Origin of the sequence: Phycicoccus sp. 3266 (assembly GCF_031456495.1) — a bacterium.
GTDB lineage: Bacteria > Actinomycetota > Actinomycetes > Actinomycetales > Dermatophilaceae > Pedococcus.
Window position 1 is genome coordinate 341,728 of sequence record NZ_JAVDUW010000003.1, and the last position, 21,794, is coordinate 363,521.

General features: G+C 72.6%; 18 protein-coding genes. 2 read left to right on the top strand and 16 right to left on the bottom strand.

From position 1 onward, the window contains the following. Positions 1-217 precede the first annotated feature (217 nt). The 11 genes from J2X64_RS16010 to J2X64_RS16060 all read right to left on the bottom strand — a co-directional run bounded on the left by J2X64_RS16010 (position 218) and on the right by J2X64_RS16060 (position 12,605). Complete coding sequence (locus tag J2X64_RS16010) at positions 218-730, bottom strand: DsrE/DsrF/DrsH-like family protein (protein ID WP_310156666.1); 513 nt, start codon at positions 728-730, stop codon at positions 218-220. A 48-nt stretch (positions 731-778) separates the two neighbouring features. After that, positions 779-1,093, bottom strand: coding sequence for a TusE/DsrC/DsvC family sulfur relay protein (locus J2X64_RS16015; protein WP_310156668.1), 315 nt, complete (start codon positions 1,091-1,093; stop codon positions 779-781). Positions 1,094-1,115: 22 nt separating this feature from the next. Further along, positions 1,116-2,384 carry an FAD/NAD(P)-binding oxidoreductase gene (locus J2X64_RS16020; RefSeq protein WP_310156670.1) on the bottom strand — a complete coding sequence of 423 codons (1,269 nt, stop codon included), beginning with the start codon at positions 2,382-2,384 and terminating at the stop codon, positions 1,116-1,118. Positions 2,385-2,397: 13 nt separating this feature from the next. Continuing rightward, entirely contained in the window at positions 2,398-3,444 is a 1,047-nt protein-coding gene (locus J2X64_RS16025) for a zinc-dependent alcohol dehydrogenase family protein (RefSeq protein WP_310156672.1), read from the bottom strand. Between the two features lie 183 nt (positions 3,445-3,627). Next, complete coding sequence (locus tag J2X64_RS16030; RefSeq protein WP_310156673.1) at positions 3,628-3,978, bottom strand: hypothetical protein; 351 nt, start codon at positions 3,976-3,978, stop codon at positions 3,628-3,630. Continuing rightward, on the bottom strand, positions 3,975-4,703 hold the full coding sequence (gene narI, locus J2X64_RS16035) for a respiratory nitrate reductase subunit gamma (protein ID WP_310156675.1): 729 nt from the start codon (positions 4,701-4,703) through the stop codon (positions 3,975-3,977). The genes J2X64_RS16030 and narI overlap by 4 nt, the downstream gene beginning before the upstream one ends. After that, positions 4,703-5,419: a nitrate reductase molybdenum cofactor assembly chaperone gene (gene narJ, locus J2X64_RS16040; protein ID WP_310156677.1), complete on the bottom strand. Its 717-nt coding sequence runs from the start codon at positions 5,417-5,419 to the stop codon at positions 4,703-4,705. Before narJ ends, narI begins: the two co-directional genes overlap by 1 nt. Continuing rightward, positions 5,419-7,104, bottom strand: coding sequence for a nitrate reductase subunit beta (narH, locus tag J2X64_RS16045; RefSeq protein ID WP_310156679.1), 1,686 nt, complete (start codon positions 7,102-7,104; stop codon positions 5,419-5,421). Before narH ends, narJ begins: the two co-directional genes overlap by 1 nt. Beyond that, positions 7,104-10,835 carry a nitrate reductase subunit alpha gene (locus tag J2X64_RS16050; protein WP_310156681.1) on the bottom strand — a complete coding sequence of 1,244 codons (3,732 nt, stop codon included), beginning with the start codon at positions 10,833-10,835 and terminating at the stop codon, positions 7,104-7,106. The genes narH and J2X64_RS16050 overlap by 1 nt, the downstream gene beginning before the upstream one ends. 23 nt (positions 10,836-10,858) lie before the next feature. Continuing rightward, on the bottom strand, positions 10,859-11,407 hold the full coding sequence (locus J2X64_RS16055) for a hemerythrin domain-containing protein (protein ID WP_310156683.1): 549 nt from the start codon (positions 11,405-11,407) through the stop codon (positions 10,859-10,861). Beyond that, positions 11,400-12,605 carry an MFS transporter gene (locus J2X64_RS16060; RefSeq protein WP_310156685.1) on the bottom strand — a complete coding sequence of 402 codons (1,206 nt, stop codon included), beginning with the start codon at positions 12,603-12,605 and terminating at the stop codon, positions 11,400-11,402. Before J2X64_RS16060 ends, J2X64_RS16055 begins: the two co-directional genes overlap by 8 nt. A 326-nt stretch (positions 12,606-12,931) precedes the next feature. On the opposite strand from J2X64_RS16060, the gene J2X64_RS16065 reads away from it, so the two are divergent. After that, on the top strand, positions 12,932-14,386 hold the full coding sequence (locus J2X64_RS16065) for an AAA family ATPase (RefSeq protein WP_310156687.1): 1,455 nt from the start codon (positions 12,932-12,934) through the stop codon (positions 14,384-14,386). A gap of 117 nt (positions 14,387-14,503) precedes the next feature. Here J2X64_RS16065 and ppdK read toward each other — a convergent pair whose 3' ends face one another. After that, the gene (gene ppdK / locus J2X64_RS16070) at positions 14,504-17,230 is read right to left on the bottom strand and encodes a pyruvate, phosphate dikinase (RefSeq protein ID WP_310156689.1); all 2,727 of its coding nucleotides are present in this window, start codon (positions 17,228-17,230) and stop codon (positions 14,504-14,506) included. 116 nt (positions 17,231-17,346) lie between these two features. On the opposite strand from ppdK, the gene J2X64_RS16075 reads away from it, so the two are divergent. Then, positions 17,347-18,234, top strand: a complete 888-nt coding sequence (locus J2X64_RS16075) for a universal stress protein (protein WP_310156691.1) — start codon at positions 17,347-17,349, stop codon at positions 18,232-18,234. A 224-nt stretch (positions 18,235-18,458) separates the two neighbouring features. On the opposite strand, the gene J2X64_RS16080 is transcribed toward J2X64_RS16075, so the two are convergent. The 4 genes from J2X64_RS16080 to J2X64_RS16095 all read right to left on the bottom strand — a co-directional run bounded on the left by J2X64_RS16080 (position 18,459) and on the right by J2X64_RS16095 (position 21,702). Then, positions 18,459-19,415 carry a universal stress protein gene (locus J2X64_RS16080; protein ID WP_310156693.1) on the bottom strand — a complete coding sequence of 319 codons (957 nt, stop codon included), beginning with the start codon at positions 19,413-19,415 and terminating at the stop codon, positions 18,459-18,461. Further along, on the bottom strand, positions 19,412-19,831 hold the full coding sequence (locus J2X64_RS16085; RefSeq protein WP_310156695.1) for a universal stress protein: 420 nt from the start codon (positions 19,829-19,831) through the stop codon (positions 19,412-19,414). Before J2X64_RS16085 ends, J2X64_RS16080 begins: the two co-directional genes overlap by 4 nt. After that, complete coding sequence (locus J2X64_RS16090; protein ID WP_310156697.1) at positions 19,828-20,739, bottom strand: universal stress protein; 912 nt, start codon at positions 20,737-20,739, stop codon at positions 19,828-19,830. The genes J2X64_RS16085 and J2X64_RS16090 overlap by 4 nt, the downstream gene beginning before the upstream one ends. Positions 20,740-20,940: 201 nt before the next feature. Continuing rightward, positions 20,941-21,702: an SDR family NAD(P)-dependent oxidoreductase gene (locus J2X64_RS16095; RefSeq protein ID WP_310156699.1), complete on the bottom strand. Its 762-nt coding sequence runs from the start codon at positions 21,700-21,702 to the stop codon at positions 20,941-20,943. Between the last annotated feature and the right edge of the window lie 92 nt (positions 21,703-21,794).

The following is a 21,794-nucleotide window of genomic DNA, read 5'->3' on the forward strand; positions in this document are numbered from 1 at the left end:
GAGACACGCCACCCACGGACCGGGACCAAGGTCCCGTCCCGCGGCGCCGGACGCGGCCTAGCGTCTGCAGGAGGGCGCTGGGCCGGTGGTGCGGTTGGCACCCAGGGAGCGCTGGTACGCGCCCTGCCCGGAGGGGCTGGGTCGTCCCGGGTGCGTCAGGCGCACCGGGGACGACCCAGCGGACCCGGACCGGCTGCGGCCCGCGTGGGGAGCAGGCTCAGATGAAGAGCAGCTGGGCGCCGTCGGTCTTCTCGATGAAGTCGGCGGCGCTGATGATGCCCTCGACCTCCTCGTAGAGGTCCTCCTCGGTCAGGTGGTTCATGTCGGCCGACAGCCGGCACGCCCACAGGTGGCCGCCCGAGTCGACGATCTGCTGGAGGAACTCGGGCACCTCGGGGACGTCGACGTCGGCGATCGACTTCCGCAGCCGCGACGTCGCCATGTGAGTGATCCCCGGGAGGCCGCCGAGACCCTGCGGCATGTGCGTGGCCGTGTTGCCCAGCGGGCTGAACTTGAGCTCGCCCATGGTCTTCTTGTTGATCATGTCGAAGCCCCAGAAGGTGAAGAACAGGTGCGTCTCCACCCCCTCGCCGAGGGCGGCGTTGGCCAGGATCAGCCCCGGGTACGCCATGTCGAGGTTCCCCTTGGAGCAGATGATGGCGAGCTTGCGGCCCGCCGTGGCCTCGGTGCCGAAGTCCGGGATGATGGCGGGGGCCGTGTCGGTGGTCATCGTGCGTTCTCCTTCTCGTGCAACGGTGTCGGGGTGGGCGGCGGCCGGTCAGACGCAGCCGTGCGGCTTGGGCAGGCCCGCGACGTAGGCGAGCTTCTTCGCCGGCTTCTGCGGGAAGAGGGCGAAGAGCTGCTTGACCGGTATGCCGCCCACGGTGCTGATGCGCCGCAGCGTCGCCGTCTCGCCCTGGTCGGCGAAGTCCTGGCGCAGGAACCGGATGGCGCGCCAGTGCTCGTCGGTCAGGTCGATGCCGATCTGGGCGGCCAGGGCCTTCGCGAGGTCCTCGTCCCACTCGGCGTACTCGGTGAGGAAGCCCTCGGGGTCGACCTGGACCGTGTGGCCTGCGATCGTCGTGACGGGCATCGCACTTCTCCTTCTCTGGTGGTCAGATGTGGACCGCGGCGTCCGCCGTGGACGGTTCGGCCGGGACCTGCTTGCCCGTCATCGACATGTGGTCGGGCAGCGGCAGGTAGCGCCCGGGGAGCAGGACGTTCCAGTAGATCCAGCGGAACGCGAGCTTCCCGAGGTGGTTGGCGCGGGTCTCCTTGAGCAGGCTCAGCGGCCCGACCCCCGGCAGCGGGAACTTCCCCGGCAGCGGCTGGGTGTCGTAGTTGAAGTCGATGAGCAGGCCCTTGCCGTCACCGGACTCGACGAAGCAGTTGGCGTGCCCGTCGAAGGAGTGCGGCATCGGGCGGCCGGCGGCGTGGGCCACGAAGTTCTCGACGAACAGGTCGACTGCGAAGTGCGCGACGGACCCGGCCTTGGAGGCGGGGATGTCGGAGGCGTCGCCGACGGCGAAGATCGTGTCGTACCTCGTGGAGAGCAGGGTGTGCTTGTCGACCGGGACGTAGTTCAGCTCGTCACCCAGGCCCGACCGGGCCACGTAGTCGGCGCCCATGTTGAGCGGGACCGTGACGAGCAGGTCGAACGGCACCTCGCGCTCGTCGTAGGAGACGAGCGCCTTGTGCTCGTCGTCGACCCGCTCGACCATGAAGTCGGGCTCGACGAGGATCTTGCGCTCCTCGAGCATCGACCCCAGGTGGGCGGAGGCGATGGGCTGGGTGAACGCCCCCGACAGCGGGGTGACGAAGACCAGCTCGACCCGGTCGCGCACCCCCCGCTCGCGCAGGTGGGCGTCGGCCAGGAACGTGAACTCCAGCGGCGCGACCGGGCACTTGATCGGCATCTCGGTGACGTGGACGACGAGCCGGCCGTGGTCGAAGCGCCGCAGCGCGTCGGCCAGGGCCCGGGACCCGTCGAACGTGTAGAAGTCGAAGATGCTGCGGCGCCACTCCTCGCCCAGCATGCCGGGCGTCTGGTCCGGCCGCGGCGACGTGCCCGTCGCGATGACGAGGTAGTCGTACGCGAGGGTGCGTCCGTCCTGCAGGTGCACGACCTTCTCGTCCGGTGCGACCCGGTCGATCTCGGCCAGCACCAGGTCGACCCCGTCGGGGATGAACCGGTGCCGCTTGCGCACGACCTGCTCGGGCGCATACGTCCCGAACGGCAGGAAGAGGAAGCCGGGCTGGTAGAGGTGGTCGTCGTCGCGGTCGACCACGGTGATCTGCCACGACCTGCGGTCGAGCCTGCGTCGCAGCTTGTTCACGACCATCGTTCCGGCGGTCCCACCGCCGAGCACCACGAGGCGCTTCACGACCGTCCCCTCCTCAGGAGCGAGCCGTGAGGACGACCTTGAGGGCCTGGGTGTCCGCCGCGTTGGCGAAGACCTCGTAGGCGTCCATGAACTCGTCGAGGTGGAAGTGGTGGGTCACGAGCTGGCCGAGGTCGAGCTGGCGGCTGGAGAGCAGCCGCAGCAGGGTCGGCGTCGAGTACGTGTCGACCAGGCCGGTCGTGATGGTGACGTCCTTGATCCACAGGTCCTCGAGGTGCAGGGTCGCCGGCTTGCCGTGGACGCCCACGTTGGCGACGGTGCCGCCGGGCCGCACCAGCGCGGCGCACTGCTCGAACGTGCCGGGGACGCCCACGGCCTCGATCGCCACGTCGGCGCCCAGGCCGTCGGTGAGGCCACGGACGACCTCGAGCGCGTCGTCGTGCGTCGCGTTGACGACGACGTCGGCGCCGACCCGCTTGGCCGCCTCGAGCCGGGAGTCGGCCAGGTCGATGGCCACGACGTGGGCGGGGCTGAAGAGCTTGGCGCCCATGATCGCGGACAGGCCGATGGGGCCGGCGCCGACGACGGCGACCACGTCACCGGGGCGCACGTGCCCGTTGAGGACACCGACCTCGTACCCGGTCGGGCCGATGTCGGCCAGCATGAGGACCTCCTCGTCGGTGACGCCGGCGGGGATGGCGAAGGTCGACGTGTCGGCGAACGGCACCCGCACGTACTCGGCCTGCGTGCCGTCGATGAGGTGGCCGAGGATCCAGCCGCCGCCGCCCAGGCACTGCCCGTACCGGCCCTCGCGGCAGTACCGGCACGACCCGCACGCGGTGATGCAGGACACGAGCACCCGGTCGCCGGGGGAGAGGTTCTTGACGCCGGCGCCGACCGACTCGACCGTGCCGACCGCCTCGTGGCCGAGGATCCGCCCGTCGGTCACGGCAGGGACGTCACCCTTGAGGATGTGCAGGTCCGTGCCGCAGATGGTGACGGCGTCGACGCGCACGATGGCGTCGGTGTCGTCCTGGATCGAGGGCTTCGGGACCTCCTCCCACGCCTTGCGGCCCGGTCCGTGGTAGACGACGGCATGCATGGTGAGCTCCTCTCGCGGCCCGCACGGTGCAGGTCCCACCGACCACTCCACCGTGAGCCGGCCCCGGGCAGGAGAGACCTAGGTCCCGTGTGGCCGAGGACACGCCCCGGGGGGTATGCCGGGTGCCCGGTCGCCGCGTGCCCCGGTCGGCGCGGGTCGGCGCGGGGCGGCGCGGAAGGCGCGTCAGCCGAGCGCCACGGTGAGGAGGATGACGCAGTCCTGCAGCGCCTGCGCGCCGTGCCGGTCCTCGGGGATGGCGACCAGCTCGCCCGCGCGGACGGTCCACGACGCGCCGCCTGCGGCATACAGGCGTGCACTGCCGATGACGACCTGGAAGGTGGCGGCCGCGGGCGACTCGTGCTCGCCGAGCTCGGAGCCCTCGGTGAGCGCCATGAGGACGGCACGCTGGGCCGTGCCGCCGACCAGCAGGCGCGAGGCGTGGCCGTTGGACTGGCTGCGCGCCTGGCCGAGCAGCTCGGAGCCGGCCCGGTGCAGGTCGATCGGCTCGTGGTCCGCGGGGTGCTCGGTGCTCATCGCGACCTCCCTGCCTTCTCCCAGCCGCGGGCGGGTGCGCGCGTGCCCTCGCGTGCCTCGTCCCGGCTGCGGTAGACGATGTACGGGCGGGTGAGGTAGCCCACCGGGGCGCTGAAGACGTGGACCAGCCGCGTGAACGGCCAGAGCGCGAAGAGCACGAACGCCACGAGGGCGTGCAGCTGGAACCCGACCGGTGCGTCGGCGATGAGGGAGGTGTCGGGCCGGAACAGGAAGATGCTGCGCCAGTAGGGGGAGACGCCCTCGCGGTAGTCGTAGTGGCCGAAGATGCTGCTGGCCACGGTGTTCCACATGCCGAGGACGATCACGCCGGCGAGGAAGACGTACATGAGCTTGTCCATCCGCGTGGTCGCCATGAAGACCGGCCCGACCGTGCGCCGCCGGTAGACGAGGATCACCAGTCCGGCCAGCGTCGCCAGCCCTGCGAGGCCACCGAGGGTGACGGCGAGGAAGTGGTACAGCCCCTCGTGGACGCCGACGGCCTCGGTCCAGCTCTTGGGGATGACCAGCCCGACCACGTGGCCGCCCACGACGCCGAGCAGGCCGAAGTGGAACAGCGGGCTGCCCCAGCGCAGGAGGCGGTTCTCGTAGAGCTGGCTGCTGCGCGTCGTCCAGCCGAACTTGTCGTAGGTCCACCGCCAGTAGTGCCCGACGACGAAGACGGCGAGGCAGCTGTAGGGGACGATCACCCACAGAAAGGTGTCCATCAGGGCGCTCCTACCGGGATGGTCGGGCCGAGGTCGGTCGGCTCGGTGGGTCGGGGGTTGAGCCGGGGGTCGAGGGCGTACGGCTGGGTGTCGAGCCCGACGTCCTCCGACGGCGGTCCCGCGGCAACGAGCGCGGCGAGCTGCTCCTCGTCGTCGCCGCGCAGCGCCGGCAGCGTGGCGACGAGGGCGCACACGACGTCGTGCCAGCGAGACCCCTTGTCCGCCAGCGCGATCCGAAGCACCTCGACGCCCGCGCGGTGGTCCTGGAGCAGGCGCCAGGCGACCTCCAGGTCTGCCGTGGCACCGAACTCCAGGACGACACCGAGGTGGTCGGGCAGCTCGTCGGTGTCGAGCTCGGCACCTGCGCGCCGGTAGGCCTGCTTGACCTGCACGAGCGCCAGCCCGCGCTTGCGGGTGTCGCCGTGGGCGAAGTACGTGAGGTAGAGGCAGCAGCGGCGCGTGATGTCGAACGTCTCGACGTACTCGCGCTGCAGCTCCCCGAGCGACGTGCTGTCCACCCCGGCCAGGAACCGGCGCAGCGGGTCGGCGACGGGTGCGGGCAGAGGCGCCACCGCCGACTCGAGCAGGGGGCGCCGGTAGAGCAGCTCCTCGGTCGGGTAGTCGAGCAGCAGCGACACGACCTGCCACGCCGTGGCGAGGGTCCCGTCGTCCAGGCGCCCGGCCGGGGCTCCGGCGCTGCGCCGGCGGCCGGGCATCACCGGTCGTCCTCGGGGCGCTTCTTCGGGAACAGGCCCCGGGGTGAGCCCTTGCCGTCCCAGTTGAGCAGGTTGACCCGTCCGCGCAGGCGGCCCTGCGCCTCCGGGGCGTCCGCGCCGCTGAGGTCGTCGGCGGTCTGGCGCTGGCGCAGCATCTGGAAGTTCTCCACCGCCACCGGCGTGAGCCCGCCCGAGCCCTCGCCGAACGGCCCGGACTCGCCCATCATCCCGGGACCGCCCTCGTAGTCGAGCGAGCACTCGGTGGCCAGCTCCTCCAGGGCGTGCGCCTGCTCCGCGTGGGCGGTCGGGATGACGTAGCGCTCGTCGTACTTGGCCAGCGCGAGCAGCCGGAACATGTCGTACATCGTCTCGCCGTCCATGCCGACGGCCTGCGGGATCGACTCGTCGGGGTCGCGGCCCAGGTTGATGTCGCGCATGTACGACCGCATCGCGGCCAGCTTCTTGAGCACCCCCTCGACCGGCGCGGTGTCCCCGGCGGTGAAGAGGTTGGCGAGGTACTCCACCGGGATCCGCAGCGTGTCGATCGCCGCGAAGAGGTTGCCGCGGTCCTCGGCGTCGTGGCCGGTGTCGCGCACGACGTCCACGACGGGCGACAGCGGCGGGATGTACCAGACCATCGGCATGGTGCGGTACTCCGGGTGCAGCGGCAGCGCGACCTCGTACCGGGAGATGAGGGCGTGCACGGGGGAGCGCCGCGCGGCCTCCACCCAGTCGCGCGGTATGCCGGCCAGCTCGGCCTCGCGCTGCACCTCAGGGTCGTCGGGGTCGAGGAACACGGCGCGCTGCGCGGCATACAGCTCGTGCTCGTCCTCGACGGACGCCGCCTCGAGCACCTTGTCGGCGTCGTAGAGGACGAGCCCGATGTACCGCAGCCGACCCACGCAGGTCTCCGAGCACACCGTCGGTATCCCGACCTCGACGCGCGGGTAGCAGAAGGTGCACTTCTCGGCCTTGCCGGTGCGGTGGTTGAAGTAGACCTTCTTGTAGGGGCAGCCGGACACGCACATCCGCCAGCCGCGGCACCGGTCCTGGTCGACGAGGACGATTCCGTCCTCCGAGCGCTTGTAGATCGCTCCGCTCGGGCAGGATGCGGCGCACGACGGGTTGAGGCAGTGCTCGCAGATCCGCGGGAGGTAGAACATGAACGTCCGCTCGAACTCGAGCTTCACCTTGTCGGTGATGTTCCTGAGCATGACGTCACGCGCGGCGTTCTCCCCGCTCCCGCCGAGGTTGTCGTCCCAGTTGGCCGACCACGACACGTTGACCGGCTTGCCGGTGATGAGGGAGATGGGCCGGGCGACCGGGAAGTGCTGCTGCGCCGGGGCGCTGAGCAGCGTCTCGTAGTCGTAGGTCCACGGCTCGTAGTAGTCCTCGATCGAGGGCAGTTTGGGGTTGGAGAAGATGCTCGCGAGCTTGCGCCACCGGCTGCCCGAGCGCAGCGTCAGGCGGCCGCGGCTCGTCAGCGCCCAGCCGCCCTGCCAGTGGTCCTGGTCCTCGTAGGTGCGCGGGTACCCCAGGCCAGGGCGCGTCTCGACGTTGTTGAACCAGACGTACTCGGTGCCCGCGCGGTTGGTCCACGCCTGCTTGCACGTGACCGAGCAGGTGTGGCACCCGATGCACTTGTCGAGGTTCATCACCATGGCCATCTGCGCCATGACCCTCATCAGTACTGCACCTCCTGGGAGCGGCGGCGGATGACCGTGACCTCGTCGCGCTGGTTGCCGGTCGGGCCGAGGTAGTTGAACGCGAAGGACAGCTGCGCGTAGCCGCCGATGAGGTGGCTCGGCTTGACCAGGATGCGCGTGAGCGAGTTGTGGATGCCGCCGCGCCGCCCGGTCTTCTCGGTGAGTGGCACGTCGATGAGCCGGTCCTGGGCGTGGTGCATGTAGACCGTGCCCTCGGGCATCCGGTGGCTGACGATGGCCCGCGCGTTGACGACACCGTTGCGGTTGACCGCCTCCACCCAGTCATTGTCCTTGATGCCGACCTTGGCGGCGTCCTTGTCGGAGATCCAGATCGCCTGGCCGCCACGGGAGAGCGAGAGCATGAACAGGTTGTCCTGGTACTCGCTGTGGATCGACCACTTGTTGTGCGGCGTGAGGTACCGGACGGTGACCCCGAGCTCGCTCATGCTGCCGATCTCCGGCTCTCCGAACACCTGGGTCATGTCGAGCGGTGGCTTGTAGACGGGCAGCCCCTCGCCGAGCTCCTGCATCCAGTCGTGGTCGAGGTAGAAGTGCTGGCGGCCGGTGAGGGTGTGCCAGGGCTTGAGCCGCTCGACGTTGATGGTGAAGGGGGAGTAGCGCCGACCGCCGGTCTCCGACCCGGACCACTCCGGGCTGGTGATGACGGGTACCGGCGCGGCCTGGGTGTCGGCGAAGGTGATCTGCTTGCCCTCGTGCTCGGCCGCGAGGTCGTGCAGGAGGTGGCCGGTGCGCTTCTCGAGGGTCTTGAACCCCTGGGTGGCGAGGTGGCCGTTCGTGGTGCCCGACAGCGCCATGATCGTCTCGGCCACGTGGCGGGCGTCCACGAGCGAGGGCCTGCCGTCGCCCGCGCCGCCGCGGACGACGCCGTTCTTGTGGCGCAGGTACTCGACCTCGCGCTTCACGTCGTAGGCCACGCCCTTCTGCGCGGTGCCGAGGGTGTCCATGAGCGGGCCGAGGGAGACCATCTGGTCGTGGACCGCGCCGTAGTCGCGCTCGACGACGACGAGCTTGGGCATCGTCCTCCCCGGCACCGGGTCGCACTCGCCGAGCGCCCAGTCGCGGACCCGCCCGTGTGGTGTGGCCATGGCGTCCGGCGTGTCGTGCAACAGGGGAGCGGCGACCAGGTCCCTGCGCACCCCGAGGTGCTTGGCACCCAGCGGCTGGAACGCCTCGGCGACGGCCAGGAAGATGTCCCAGTCCGTCCTCGTCTGCCACGGCGGGCTGATGGCCGGGTTGAACGAGTGGATGAACGGGTGCATGTCCGTGGTGTTGATGTCGTGCTTCTCGTACCACGTGGCCGCCGGCAGGACGACGTCGCTGAAGATCGTCGAGCTCGTCATCCGGAAGTCGAGCGTGCAGAGCAGGTCGAGCTTGCCCTCGGGCAGGTCGTCGCGGTCCGGGCGGGCCGAGACCGAGCTGTCGGTGCCGAGCAGGTGGCGCAGGAAGTACTCGTTGCCCTTGGCCGAGGAGCCGAGCAGGTTGGCCCGCCACATCATCAGCACCCGCGGCCAGTTCTCCGGCGCGTCGGGGTCCTCGCAGGCGAAGCGCAGGCTGCGGTCGGTGAGCCCCGCGACGACGTGGTCGGCCGGCGACCTCCCCTCGGCCTCGGCCTCGTCGACGAGGTCCAGCGGGTTGCGGTCGAAGGTCGGGTAGGACGGCATCCAGCCGAGCCGCGCGGACTGCTGGAGCAGCTCGTGGGTGCTGCGGTCGTCGAGCATCCCGGTGCCGGTCGCCCCGGCGAGCGAGCCGGCCTCGTAGTGGTCGTAGTGGTGCTGGTCGGTGTGCAGGTACCAGTAGGCGGTCTGGATCATCTGCCGCGGCGGCCGCACCCAGTCCAGCGCGAACGCCATCTGTGCCCAGCCGGTGATGGGTCGGGCCTTCTCCTGCCCGACGTAGTGCGCCCAGCCCCCGCCGTTGCGCCCCTGGCAGCCGGTGATGGTGGTCAGGAGCAGCATGCAGCGGTAGGTCTCGTCGGAGTGGAACCAGTGGTTGGTGCCCGCCCCCACCAGGATCATGGAGCGACCCCCCGTGTCGGCCGCGTTCTGGGCGAACTCGCGGGCGATCCGCGCGACCGCCTGCGCCGGCACGCCCGTGATCGCCTCCTGCCAGGCGGGGGTGTAGTGCCCCTCGGCGTCGTCGTACCCCGACGGCCAGCTGCCCGGAAGTCCCTCTCGCGCAACGCCGTACTGCGCCAGCAGCAGGTCGAAGACGGTCGTCACGAGGTGGCCGGCGACCCGGCGCACGGGCACCCCGCGGCGCACGACCTCCGAGCCCCCACGCGGCAGGTCGAAGCGCGGCAGGTCGACGAGCGCGGTGCCCTCGCTGGTGTCCTGGAGGCTGAGCGCGGGCACGACGTCGCCGAGGTCGAGGTTCCAGCGGCCCTCGCCCTGCTCGCCGAACCGGTCGCCGAGCGTGCCGTTGGGCACGACGTGCTGCCCGGTGACGGAGTCCACGAGGACCGTCCGGAAGGCGGCGTTCTCGGCCTGCGCCTCCACGCCGCCGAGGTCGGCCGCGGTGAGGAACTTCCCCGGCCTGTATGCCGGGTGCCCACCGTCCGCGGCACCCGAGCCCCCGGTGCCGTCCGGGCCGGCGCCCGGCCGGCCGGCATACTCCTCGAGGCACACGAGGAACGGCAGGTCGGTGTAGCGGCGGGTGTACTCCTCCAAGTACTCCACCTGCTGGTCGACGAAGAACTCCTTGAGCACCACGTGACCCATCGCCATGGCGAGCGCGCCGTCGGTGCCGGGCGCGGCCGGAAGCCACTCGTCGGCGAACTTCACGTTGTCGGCGTAGTCGGGGGAGACGACGACGACCTTCTGGCCGCGGTACCGCGCCTCGGCCATCCAGTGGGCGTCGGGGGTGCGGGTCACCGGGACGTTCGAGCCCCACATGACGAGGTAGCCGGCGTCCCACCAGTCGCCCGACTCGGGCACGTCGGTCTGGTCGCCCCAGATCTGCGGCGAGGCCACGGGGAGGTCGGCGTACCAGTCGTAGAACGAGAGCATCGACCCGCCGATGAGCGACACGAACCGTGCACCGGAGGCGTGCGACACCATCGACATGGCGGGGATGGGGGAGAAGCCGGCGATCCGGTCAGGCCCCCATCGCTTGATGGTGTGGACGTTGGCGGCCGCCACGATCTCGGCCGCCTCGCCCCAGCTGGCACGGACGAGGCCTCCCTTCCCGCGGGCGGCCTTGTAGCGCCTGGCCTTCTCGGGGTCGTCCACGACGTCGGCCCACGCCAGGACAGGGTCGCCGAGCCGGGCCTTGGCCTCGCGGTACATCTCGAGCAGCACGCCGCGGACGTAGGGGTAGCGGACCCTGGTGGGGGAGTAGGTGTACCAGGAGAAGGCGGCTCCGCGCGGGCAGCCGCGGGGCTCGTACTCCGGCCGGTCGGGCCCGGTCGACGGGTAGTCGGTCTGCTGCGCCTCCCACGTGATGATGCCGTCCTTGACGTACACCTTCCACGAGCACGAGCCGGTGCAGTTGACGCCGTGGGTCGAGCGGACGACCTTGTCGTGGCTCCAGCGGTCTCGGTAGAACGCGTCGCCCGCGCGGCCGCCCTTGGCGTGGATGCTGCGCCGGTCGGCCGACACCTCCGCCCGGGTGAAGAACCGCCGGGTGCCGACGAGGGCCTCGGCGAGGGGACCGTCCAGGCCCGGGGTGGTCGGGTCGTCGGTGGTGGTCACGGGCGGGCCTCCTGCTGGGCTCGTCAGGCGTGCTGGTGGGCGGTGGCGTGCTGGTCGTGCTGGTCCTCGTCGTGCGGGTGGTGATGTGCGTGGTCGTGGCTGTGCGGTTCCGGCTCGAGGGCGGAGCCCGCCACGACGCGGGCGGTCTCGACCGACGCCCAGGCGTCCGCGTCGAGGATCGACAGCGAGGCGGGAAAGAGGCCGTCCTGCTCCTTGAGGATGTGGTCGCGCAGGCGCTCCATGGCCGCCAGGAGCTCGGCCGGCCACCGCGGGTCCGGCGGAGTGCCGTGCGCCGCGCGGACGAGCACCGCCTCGATCTCGCGGTGCTCGCGCTCCAGCCCGGCGACGTGGCCGGGGAACTCGGGCGCGAGGTGTGGGAACAGCCCGTGCTCCTCGACCTCGGTGTGCGGCCGGAGGATCCGCGCGATCCGCCGCGCCATGGCCGCGGCGCCGTCGACGTCACCGTCCCGCACGCACACCCGGACCCGGGCGATCTCGGCGACGACGGCGTCGTGCTCGCGGGTGAGCTCGGCGATGGCCGCGATGTCCTGGCAGCCGCAGTACTCACACACTGGCGGCCCGCACTCCCTTGCGGCGGGCGGTGCCACGCACCAGGGTCAGGGTCAGCAGCAGGCAGCCGACGGCGACCAGGGCGAGCAGGACCAGGCCGATGCCGTAGGACCCGGTGCTGTCGTAGACGCTGCTCATGACCAGCGGCGGGACGAAGCCGCCGAGGCCACCTGCGGCACCCACCAGCCCGGTCACCGAGCCGACCTGCGCGGCCGGCGCGGTCCGGGCGACGAGGGCGAAGGTCGCGCCGCTGCCGGCCCCGAGCGCCGCCGCCATGACGAGGAACGCGGCCGTGCCCACCGGGGCGAGGTCCGGGGTGGCCGCCTGGACGGCCGCACCCGCGGCGACGACCCCGAAGACGCCCGCGAGGACGGGCACCGCGCCGAACCGGTCGGCGAGCCAGCCGCCCACCGGCCGCATCACGACGGCCACGAGGACGAAACCGGCCATGCGGTTGGCCGCGTCCGCCTGCTCGAGCCCGTATGCCGTCTTGAGGTAGGCGGGCAGGTACACCGAGAAGGCGACGTACCCGCCGAAGGCGACGGCGTAGAGGATGCACGCCTGCCAGGCGATCGGCAGGCGGGCCGCCGCCGCGAGCCGGGTCCCGACGCCGGTCGTCGGGACCACGCGGCCGGGTGCGTCGCGCAGCAGGAGCCACGCCACGACGGCATACACCGCAAGGGCGGCCGCGGTGATGAGGAAGGGGGCGGCCTCACCCACCCCCTTGACCAGCTTGACCGTCGTGAGCGCGCTGATCGCGGTGCCGCCCATGCCCGCCCCGAAGACCCCGATGGCGAAGCCACGCCGCTCCGGCGGGAACCAGGCATTCACGAACGGGACCCCGATGGCGAACGTGGTGCCACCGATGCCGAGGAAGAACCCGCCGACGAGCAGCCCGGCGAACGAGTGCTGCCCGGCAAGGCCGAGGTACAGGACGGGCACGATGGTCGCGACCGACACCACCGGGAACATCAGCCGGCCACCGAGCCGGTCGGTGAGCGCGCCCACCGGGATGCGCCCGAGCGAGCCCACGATGACGGGGACCGCCACGAGCAGCGCCTGCTGTCCCGAGCTGAGCGCCAGGACGTCCTTGAAGCGTGGGCCGAGGGGGCTCAGCAGCGCCCAGGCCCAGAAGTTCACCGCGAAGCCGACCGTGGCGAGGACGAGCATCCGGGCCGCGAGGCGCTGGTTCGGTGGCACGGGTGCGACCCCCTTGTCCAACCTGCCGTCGAGTGCGGAGCCTGCGGAGCGTTCTGTCATGGAGTCCTACCAGAGTGGGGGCTGTCGAGCGAGGGGAGCCTGGAGCGGGCGCGCTTCGCGCACCCAGAAGGGTGGCGTCTGCCCGGTGCCGCCGAAAAGGGACCTTCGGCCCGGTTCCCGGACGATCCACCCCGAGAGGCTGGTGGTGCCGCGAGACCGCTCCGGACGTGCCCTCCGGGCCGGCCGGTCCGGCGAGGAGGTGCGACGTGGGGAGCGAGCAGGCACCCGCGAACGTGGCCCCTGCCCGGGGTGGCTGGGGGGCGGACGTGAGGGAGACCCACTCGGCCGTCGTGGTGCTGCTCGGCGACCGGGCGTACAAGGTGAAGAAGCCGGTGGACCTCGGGTTCCTCGACTTCACCACCCTGGCCTCGCGCAGGGCGGCGGTCTCCCGTGAGCTGAAGCTCAACCGCAGGACGGCGCCCGACGTCTACCTCGGCACGCTGGAGGTCCGCGACCCCGACGGCACGGTCTGCGACCACCTCCTGGTGATGCGGCGCATGCCCGAGGACCGGCGCCTGGCCACGCTGGTGCGGGCCGGCGTCGACGTCGCGGTGCCGCTGCGCCAGCTCGCCCGAGACCTGGCCGCCTTCCACTCGACGGCGCGCAGCGGGCCCGCCGTCGACGCGTGCGGCACGCCGGACGCCCTGCGGGGCCGGTGGGTGGACAACGTCCGTGGGCTGCGCGACCACCCCGTCGACACGGTGCCGCCGGAGCTCCTCGACCGCGTCGAGCAGCTGGCGCTCGAGTTCGTGGCAGGGCGAGAGCCGTTGCTGCAGAGCAGGATCCACGCGGGCCTGGTACGCGACGGCCACGGCGACCTGCTCGCCGACGACGTGTTCTGCCTCGAGGACGGGCCGAGGGCCCTGGACTGCCTCGACTTCGCCGACGAGCTGCGCTGGATGGACGTGCTCGACGACGCGGCCTGTCTCGCGACCGACCTCGAGCGGCTCGGGGACCCCGGCGCGGGGCAGCAGTTCCTCCACGACTACGAGGAGTTCTCGGGCCGGCGCCAGCCGCCCGCGCTGCGCCACCACTACACGGCCTACCGCGCCGTCATGCGGGCCAAGGTGGCGACGATCAGGGCCGGCGCCCAGGACCAGCCCTCGGGCGCCGACGCGGACGAGGGGCGACAGCTGATCGACATCGGGCTCGCCCACCTGCTGCGGGGGCGCGTGCGGCTGGTGCTCGTCGGCGGTGGCCCCGGATCGGGGAAGTCCACGCTGTCCTCCGGGCTCGCGGACCGGCTCGGCGCGGTCCTCATGGCCAGCGACCCCGAGCGCAAGGCCCTCATGGGCTTGGACCCCACGGCGCACGCCCCGGCCGCGTTCGGCGAGGGCATCTACACGCGCGAGGCGACGGAGCGCACGTATGCGTCGCTGGCTCACCGCGCGAGGGTGCTGCTCGGCCTCGGGGAGACCGTGGTGGTCGACGCGTCCTTCTCCTCCGTCGCCCAGCGCGACCTCTTCCGGCGGGTCGGCGAGGCCACGTCGACGCCGGTCGCGGCGTTGGTCTGCACGGCCACGCCCGAGGAGCTGGAACGCAGGCTGCTCCGGCGCGCGGACGTGCCGGACGAGCACAGCGACGCCGACCTGGCGATCGGCCGACGGCTCACGGCTGCCGCCGACCCGTGGCCCGAGGCGGTGGAGGTGCCGACGGGGGAGGGCTCGAAGGCCGAGACGCTGGAGCGGGCCCTGCGGTCCCTCGAGACGTCCGCCCCGTGACCGTCGCCACTCCCGCCCGAGAAGTGCCCAGTCTTCCTCAGCCGGGGGAACCTTCCACGGCACCGCGGAGATGGGGCACTTCTTCGAGGGCTGGGATGGGGTCCCCGCACCGAGGGCTCAGCGGCTGTCGCTGGCCGTGACGCCCTGCTGGAGGACCGCCGCCCGGCCGACCTCGAGCCGCGCCACCGGAACCCGTGGCGGCGAGCACGACACGTAGTCGACGCCGCAGCCCGTGAGGAATCGGATCGAGGCGGGGTCGCCGGCGTGCTCGCCGCAGACACCGAGCTCGAGCCCGGGCCGGGCCGCACGCCCGCGCTCCACGGCGATGCGCACCAGCTCGCCCACACCGCGCTGGTCCAGGGTGACGAACGGGTCCTCGGGCAGCAGGCCGCTGGTCGCGTAGCTGGTGAGGAAGCTCGCCTGCGCGTCGTCACGGGACATGCCCCAGGTGGTCTGGGTGAGGTCGTTGGTGCCGAAGGAGAAGAACTCCGCCAGCCCGGCGAGGTCACCGGCGGTGAGGGCCGCACGGGGCAGCTCGATCATGACCCCGACGCGCGGTGCCGGACGGTCCGAGCCGAGGTCGCGCGCTGTCTGGTCGGCGACCTCGAGGATGTGCTCGCGGGCAGCGGCGAGCTCGGCCACGTCGCTGACCAGGGGCACCATCACCTCGGGACGCGGGTCGAGGCCCTCGTGGGCCAGTCGCGCGGCGGCGGTGACGAGCGCACGGACGTGCGCGTCGACGAGCTCGGGGTGGACCGTCAGCAGCCGCACGCCGCGCAGGCCGAGCATGGGGTTCGCCTCGGCCCAGCGGCGGGTGGCAGCCAGGCGGGTGTGCAGGGCGGCGGGGACTGGCCGACCGGACGCCTCGAGACGGGCCACCTCGACCGCGAGGTCCTCGGGGTCCGGCAGGAACTCGTGCAGCGGCGGGTCGAGGAGCCGGACGACGACGGGCAGCCCGTCCATGGCCCGGAGCAGCTCGGTGAAGTCGGCGAGCGCCAGCGCCTCGATCCGGGCGAGGGCAGCGTCCGCGTCGTGGCCGAGGACGACGTGCTCGACCAGCTCGCGCCGGTCACCCAGGAGCATGTGCTCCGTGCGGCACAGGCCGATGCCCGTGGCGCCTGCCGTTCGTGCCTGCGCTGCCTCCGGCGCGGTCTCTGCGTTGACCCGCACGGCCACCGTGGCCCGCTCGTCAGCGTGCGCGAGCAGGCGGCGCACGGCACGCAGCACGACCTCGTCGTCGGTCGTCCCCGCGCTGGACGGGCTCTCGGACGAGGTGGTGCCACCGGTCGCCAGCCCCCCGGCGACCGGGCTGGGTCGCACGGCCAGCGCACCGGCATACACACGGCCCGAGGTGCCGTCGACGGAGACGGGGTCGCCCTCGCGGACGACGTGCCCGGAGGGGGTGCGCGCCTCGCGCGCCGCCTCGTCCACGACGAGGTCGGAGACGCCGGTGACGCAGGTGCGCCCGAAGCCACGGGCGACCACGGCGGCGTGCGAGGCCAGGCCGCCGTGGGCGGTCACGACGGCGACGGAGGCGAGGATGCCGTCGAGGTCCTCGGCGCTGGTCTCGGTGCGGAAGAGCACGACGTCCTCGCCTGCCGCGCGACGCGCCACCGCGGTCTGCGAGTCGAACACCGCAGCACCGGCCCCGGCTCCCGGGCTGGCCGGCAACCCGGTCACCAGCGGCGAGGTGCCCTCGGGGACGTCGAACCGGGCGTGCAGCAGCGACTCGAGCTGGTGCCCCTCGACCCGGACGAGGGCCTCGTCCTCGGAGATCAGCCCCTCCTCGGCCATGTCCGCGGCCATGACGAAGGCCGCTGCGGGGCTGCGCTTGCCGACGCGGGTCTGCAGCATCCACAGGTGGCCGTCCTCGACGGTGAACTCGACGTCGCACAGGTCGCGGTAGTGCTTCTCGAGCGTCGAGAGGTGCGACAGCAGCTCGCGGTGGGCGGTCGGCTCGAGGTCGGCGAGGCGGGCCAGGGGGACGGTCGCCCGGCTGCCGTTGACGACGTCCTCGCCCTGGGCGTCGGCGAGGTAGTCGCCGTAGGGGGTGGCATCGCCCGTCGCGGGGTTTCGGCTGAAGCAGACGCCGGATCCGGAGCGCGGACCGGTGTTGCCGTAGACCATCTGCATCACCGTGACCGCCGTGCCGAGGTCGTCGGGTATGCCCTCGTGGCTCCTGTAGAGCCGTGCACGAGGACTGTTCCACGACCTGAAGACGGCGTCGATCGAGCTCGTCAGCTGCAGCCACGGGTCCTGCGGCAGGTCCTGGCCCATCTCCGCGACGAGGGCCCGCCGGTGTCGACGCACGAGTGCCTGCAGGCCCTCGGCGTCGAGCTCTGCGGTCGAGGCCACCCCGCGGGCCGTGAGCACCTCCGCTCGCGCGGCGTCGAACAGCGTCGCGGGGGCATCGAGCACCGTCCGGCCGTACATCTCGACGAGGCGCCGGTAGCAGTCCCAGACGAACCGCGGGTCCCGACGCCGGACGAGCTGCTCCACGACGACGTCGGTGAGCCCCACGTCCAGGACGGTCTCCATCATCCCGGGCATCGAGAACCGCGCACCGGAGCGGACGGACACCAGCAGGGGCTGGTCGCCCTCGCCGAACGCGCGCCCGGTGGAGCGCTCGAGCCCGACCACCGCTGCCCGCACCAGGCCGTCGAGCTCCTCGGGGCTCCGGCCCGTGCGCAGGTAGGCCCGGCACGCCTCCGTCGTGATCGTGAACCCGTGCGGGACCGGCAGGCCCAGCCGCGTCATCTCGGCGAGGTTGGCGCCCTTGCCCCCGAGGAGGTCGGCCATGCCTCGTTCTCCGTGCGTGAAGGGGACGAGCAGCGGTGTGGTCATGTCGCGATCGTCCCGGCGGGCGGAGGGGCTCGACAGGGACCTTGGGCCCTGACGACGCGAGCGCCGGCTCGGCCACCGTGGGACCGACAGGTCCCTCCAACCGACAGCGGGAAGACATGACAGGCATGCAGCAGCCGGCAGTGGTCGTCGGGAGCGACGGCTCCTGGGAGTCGCAGGCGGCCGTGCGGGCGGCGACCCGGCTCGCGGCCCTGCACGGGGAGTCCCTCGTCGTCGTCGCCGTCTCGCGCCCCCACGACAGCAGCCTCGGCGGTCACCGGTCGGCACAGGACGCGGCCCGCGGCCGCGGCGTGGCCACGGCGACCCAGGCGGTCGAGCTCGCGCACGCGACCGATCCCACCGTCTCCGTCGAGGCCGTGGTGCTGACGGACCTCGAGGACCCGGTCCTGCGCTCCGTCGCGGCACGGGCCTCGCGCCTCGTGGTCGGGGGCCACGGCGCGGGCGGCCAGTCCGCCTTCTCGCTCGGGTCCGTGAGCGAGGGGCTCATGCGCCAGATCCCGCGCCCTGTGCTCGTGACGGCCACCAGCCGCGGCACCAGGAAGCTCAGGACCAGGACCGGCGCGGTCCCGGTGCCGAAGGTGCTGGTGGGCTTCCGCCCGGGCACCGACCCCGCCCACCTGCTCAGCCTGGCCGCCGAGGAGGCCGTCGTCCGCGGTGTCGTGCTGCGCGTGCTGACCAGCGTGCCGGGTCGCGGTGACGTCGCCGAGGTGCAGCACGCGGTGTGGGAGGCCATCCGGGCTGATGCGACGTGCGCCGACGTGGCCGCGGAGGTCGAGGTGGTCCGGGAGCCGCCCGAGGAGCTGCTGCACGGTGAACCTGAGGAGACCGACCTGCTCGTCGTCGGGACCCGTGGCGGCGGGACGCTGGCCGGGCTCGTCCGGGGGTCCATCGCCCGCAGCGTCCTGGACGACCCACCGTGCGACGTCCTGGTGGTGCCCCCGTCCGTCCTGGCGGTGCCGACCCGGTCGCACGCCTCCACCGGCTGACACCCGCCCGCCGCGGCGGGACCAGGCGCCGCGCCGCACATACGTGCGCGTATGCCGTGTGAGCCGAGTTGCTGAGGGCGGCACAAGGCTGGGCAACCCGAGTGTGCTCCACTGCCTCGACAAGAGGTCCCGGCGCAGCGTTGTGGCCAAACCTGCAATGTCGGAGCTGTTCAGCGTGTTGGGCAACTGGCATTGATGAGGAACGACCTGTTAGCAACGACCTGTTAGCCCCGACCGGTGCTTGCAGTGGTACTTGCCGAGCCGGCCGAGCCCTCGACCTGGCGTGAGCCGGCCTCGGGGTGGACGACGGCGACGGGGCAGTGCGCCTTGCGCAGGACCGTCGCCGACACCGAGCCCAGGACGGCGCTGGCGACCGGGCCGCGTCCGCGGGAGCCGACCACGAGCAGTCCGGCACCGGAGCTGAGCCTGACAAGCTCGGCCACGGCGTCCTGTTCCGTCACGTGCACGCGCACGTCGACGTCCGGGAACTCCTCGCGGAACCCGGCGATCGCCTCCGACGCGACCGCGCGCTCGTCCGCCTCGTCCCGGATGGGGTCGGCCGGCCACCACTCGGTGGACGGCGTCCTCACGTCGGGCTGCCAGGTGTGGACGGCGGTGACACCCACGCGCCGTCGGCGGGCCTCCTCGAACGCGAACCGCAGGGCCGGCGCGGAGACCTCGCTGCCGTCGACTCCGACGACCACCCGCGGGTCCGGGATCGTGGTCGAGGCCGCGTGGCGGACGACGACGACCGGTGCGTGGGCGTGCTCGGTCACCGCCTTGGACACCGAACCCAGCACCATCCCGCGCAGGGCTCCGAGCCCACGCGCGCCGAGGGCGAGGACCGCGGCGTGGCGCGACTCCTCCACCAGGGTGTGGGCAGGGTCAGCGCCAGGGACGACGCGCACCACGACCTCCAGCGAGGGGTGGGCCTGCCGGACCCTCGCGCCGACCGCCTCGCAGCGCGAGTGCGGCAGGGTCAGCGGCGGGGTGTCTCCGTAGACGTGGGGGTTGTCGGTGTCCGAGACCACGACAGCCGGCAACGCGGTGGGAGGCGCCACGTGGACCAGCTCGAGGGCGCAGCCGCGCAACTCGGCCTCTGCGGCACCCCAGTCGACCGCCAGCTCGCTGGTGGCCGAGAGGTCCAGGCCGACCACGACCGGGGCCGGGGCGGCGTTCACGGGGTCACCTCGTGGACCGGGCAGGTGACGTGCTGGCGGCAGAGCGCGCCCACGACCCCGCCCTCCATGTCGGGGCCGATGACGAGCATCCGGGCCTCCGCGCAGCGGGCGACCAGGAGCTGTACGGGGTCACCCGTCGTGGACTCGAAGGTCGCGCGGGCGTGCGGTCCGGCCCTTCGCAGCGCCGCCATGGCCGCCGCGAACGTGGGCTGGTCGGCGTCGGAGCGCTCCTGGACGTCGAGCTTCTCGGGCAGCACGTGCACGAAGCGGACGGAGGCGCCGAGCTCGTGCGCCAGGCGTACGCCCGCCTCGGCGACGCGACGCGCAGACTCGTCGTTGGTGAGGGCGACGACGACCTCGGAGCCGGTGGCCGGGTCTGCCTCTCCAACGGAGGCGCGGTGGGCCGTGGAGGTCATGACCGCCCCCTCAGGTCCCGGGCGGGGCGTGGGAACGAGGGAACCACGGCGACGGGGCACGGACTCTGGTGCAGCAGCCGGGTGCTCACCGACCCGAGCAGCAGGCCGCGGAACCCGCCACGGCCGCGGCTGCCGACGACGAGCAGCTGTGCACCCTGCGCCTCGTCGCACAGGGTCGAGACGGCCTGGCCGCGCACGACCTCGGTGCGTACCTGGACGTCGGGGTACTTGTCCTGCCAGCCGGCGAGCATCTCCGCCAGCTGCCGGTGCTGGGTGTCGGCGACGGCACCGAAGTCGTCCTCCCACTCGTGGCCGGACATGAACGCGTCCGGCGACTCCCACCACCACGAGTGGACCGCCACCAGCGGCACGGAACGCCTGGCCGCCTCGGCGAAGGCGTACTCGAGGGCCGGCTCGCTGTGCGGGTCGATGTCCACGCCGACGACCACCGGTCCGTCGTGCCGCAGCAGCCCCTCGTGGGGCACGACGAGGACGGGGCACTCGGCATGCGCGGCGACCTGCGAGGTTGTGGCGCCCAGCACCGCCGCGGACACGGTGCCGAGCCGACCGGCCCCGACGACGACAAGGGCGGCGTCGTGACTGGCGTCGACGAGCGCCTTGGCCGGGCTCGTGTACATCGTCTCGCCGGTGACCGGGACCCGACTGCGCGCCTCGAGGCTCGCGCGGACCGCCTCGGTCCGGGCCTCCTGGCGCCCGACCATCTCCGGGGTCCACGGGACGATGCCTACGCCGGTCGCGTTGACGACGTGGAGCGGGTGGGCCAGCTCGGAGGCCAGGTCGACCGCTGTGTCGAGGACGGCCTGCACGGGGTCGTCGGCGTCGACGCCCACGACCACCGGCGCGAGGACGACGACGGGGGCGAACTGGGGGGTGACGTGCGTGGTCATCAGAACTCCCTTCCTGTCCCAAGCCTCCGGCCCGCGGACGCGCCCCGGGAGGGGCGAAGGTCCCTTGCGAGAGGGGCAGTCCGGGGTCCGCGTCGCGTTCCGTGGCACGGCGGGCTCTGCCGGCGACGCGACGACGCTGCGGCGGCAGTTCTCCGGGGCCCGTGGGTGTCAGTACCGGCACGGGCCCCGGGAGCCGGGGTGTCAGCGGGCGAGGAACCCGCCGTCGATCGGGTAGTACGTGCCGGTCGCGAAGGACGCACCGTCGCTGGCGAGCCAGGCCACGAGCTCGGCGACCTCCTCGGGCTCGCCGATCCGCTGCAGGGCGTGCTGGGCGGCCAGCGACTCCAGCGCCGCAGCGTCGAGGTGGGCCTCGACCAGTGGCGTCCGGATGAAGCCGGGTCCGACCGCGTTGACCCGGATGTGGTCGGCGGCGTGCTCCCACGCGGCAACCTGGGTGAGCCCGACGACCCCGTGCTTGGCGGCCGTGTACGCGCTCGCCGTGGGGAAGCCGACAGCGCCCAGGATCGAGGCCATGTTGATGATCGAGCCGCCGCGGCCCGACGCCTTCATCGCCCGGATCGCCGCTCGCTGGGTGTAGAACACGCCGTCGAGGTTCACCCGGATGACCTCGTGCCACTGCTCGTCGGTGTAGTCGCCACTGGTCGCGGCCGCGCCCCCGATGCCCGCGTTGCAGACGGCGATGTCGACGTGCCCGAGCGCCTCGCGCACCTCGTCCATGGCCGCGTCGACCGCGGCGGCGTCCGACACGTCGACGACCGCCCCGTGGCTGCGGAAGTCGTACGCCTCGAGCTCCTTGAGCACGAGGTCGATGGCTGCCCGGTCGCGGTCCCATACCGAGACGTCGGCGCCCGAGCGGGCCAACACGTGGGCGCAGGCGCGGCCGATGCCCGAGGCCCCGCCGGTGACGACGGCGACCCTGCCGCCCAAGCCGTAGCTGTTCATGTCCGGATGTCCTTCCTCGTCGGAGGCTCCAGCGTGGGCGCGCAGCGGAGACCCCGACAGGGCCGGAGGTCCCGCCGGCCGGGGTCGGGCAC